This is a genomic window from Pseudomonas sp. 31 R 17 (assembly GCF_900004915.1).
Lineage (GTDB): Bacteria > Pseudomonadota > Gammaproteobacteria > Pseudomonadales > Pseudomonadaceae > Aquipseudomonas > Aquipseudomonas orientalis_A.
Genome location: NZ_CVTN01000027.1, coordinates 1 through 1889, shown reverse-complemented (window position 1 = coordinate 1889; position 1889 = coordinate 1). Strand labels below are relative to the sequence as shown.

The window sequence follows — 1889 nt, the reverse complement described above, 5'->3', positions numbered from 1 at the left end:
AAGCGCCGGATGTTGAACGCGTGCTGCGGGATTTGCGCAATTGCCTGAACACGTTCGATGCCTGGGCCGACAGCTTTTTCAGTGGCTCGGCACTGGAAGTCGAGCAGGTGTTCAAGGTCGGGGACGAGGTCGCACTGGTTGCGCCGATCTCTTCCGACACGCCCAGTCGCACCGTCGCTCAATGCAAGGCCCAGGGTGGGCTGACCCTGGTGCATCTGTTCGAGAGCACGCGCTTCGTCCCCATCGGCAACACGCCGGTCACGCTGCAAGCCATTGCGCCGGACGGCACGCCCTTTGGCGCGCCGCTGCACCGCACCATCGGCCCCAGCGGCATGCTTGAAGTGCCTGAATGTACTCGCGACCAGCGATACCGAGTCACTTTCTACCCCAATGTTTCCAAGGATCACGTCAAGGCGCTGTATGCGTCCTACCAGTCGGTGATCGTCGGGCTGGAAGCGGATCTGCGCAAGCAATGGCGCGAGCATTTCGAGCCTCAATGGGCCGATTTTGCCAAAGCCCCGCCCTTCAAGCGCAGCGCGAAACAGGGTGCGGCCTTTGCAAGCGGGATTGGCCAGGCGTTTTACAACCTGTGGGACAACATCACCGAGCTGTACGACCTGCTGGCGAACCTTAAGTCCAACAGCGAAAAGCTGCTGCAGTACCTTTCCCAGGCCGAACTCGATGAACTGCTGAAACTGGGCAAGGACACACTCGCCCAAGGCTTTCTGGTGCTCAGTGATGAGCCGCTGTTGTTTATCTATTTGTCGGCGATGGTCAGCTGGATACGTCTGCTGCCGCCGCCCGAGATGTATGAGCTGTTGGGCGAGATCACTGGCGAAGTCCTGATAAACCTGTTGCTGATATGGGCTACGCGGGGGTTGGGGGTGCAGCTTCGGCTGGGGGCTCAGGTGTTGAGCTCTATCAAGTCCGGGCGGGCGCGGGCGCTGTTGGAGTTGCTGGCCAGGCAGGTGCCGGGGCCTGGGCTGGAAACCCATGTGCAGACGGCCAAGCCGGTGCTGCTGGGGAGTGCGGCGACGCCGATCAAAGCGGTGCCGGTGGCGCCGTTGAAGGCGGGCGATACGCTGGTTTCGAACGCGGTGCCGATGGTGCGCAATAAGACGCAACGTACGGCGTTGGTGCGCCACGAGTCGGTGGATGATGTGCCGGCCGTGGCGTCGAACCCGAAGGGCGATGCGGCGGCTTCTGCGGATAAAACCGTTACGAACGGTTGCCCGGTGTCGATGGTCACCGGCGAGGAACTGCTGACCCTGACCGATGGCGCGCTGGACGGTATCTTGCCGTTCGAGTGGACGCGCTTGTACCGCACCAGTGCGGTGGAAGTGGATTGCGGCTTGGGTTTTGGCTGGAGTCATGCGCTGGCGCACAGGCTTTCTGTGTCGGGCGATTCGGTGGTGTGGACCGACCATGAGAATCGCTCGACCACCCTGCCCTTGCCGACGGCGGCTCGGCCGGCGATTACCAACAGCCTGGCGGAAGCGGCTATTTATTTGGGCTCGGTTTCTGGCGAGTTGGTGCTGGCCCAGGCTTCTCGGTTCTATCACTTTCACGACGGCGTACTGACGGCGATCAGCGATGCGTATGACAACCGGCTGCGTATTTTCCGGGACCGGTTAGGGCGCATTGAGCGACTGGATAACGGCGCGGGGCGCTCTTTGCTCTTGCGCTACGCGCTGGGTCGGATTGTGGCGGTGGACTACCAGGTTCATCGCGCCAAAGGCCATCAACCCTTCGTTTGGGTGACCGAGCAGAACGTCGTTTCCTACGCCTACGACGCCGCCGGACGACTGGTGTCGGCGACCAATGCCGTCGGTGAACGCGAGGTTTATCGGTACGACGAAGAGCACGTCATTCTTGAGCGGCAATTGGCC

General features: G+C 61.7%; 1 protein-coding gene. It reads left to right on the top strand.

Annotated elements, in window-relative coordinates:
- The coding region (locus BFP89_RS00830; RefSeq protein ID WP_176718383.1) for an RHS repeat domain-containing protein at positions 1 to 1889 on the top strand (1889 nt) is incomplete at both ends.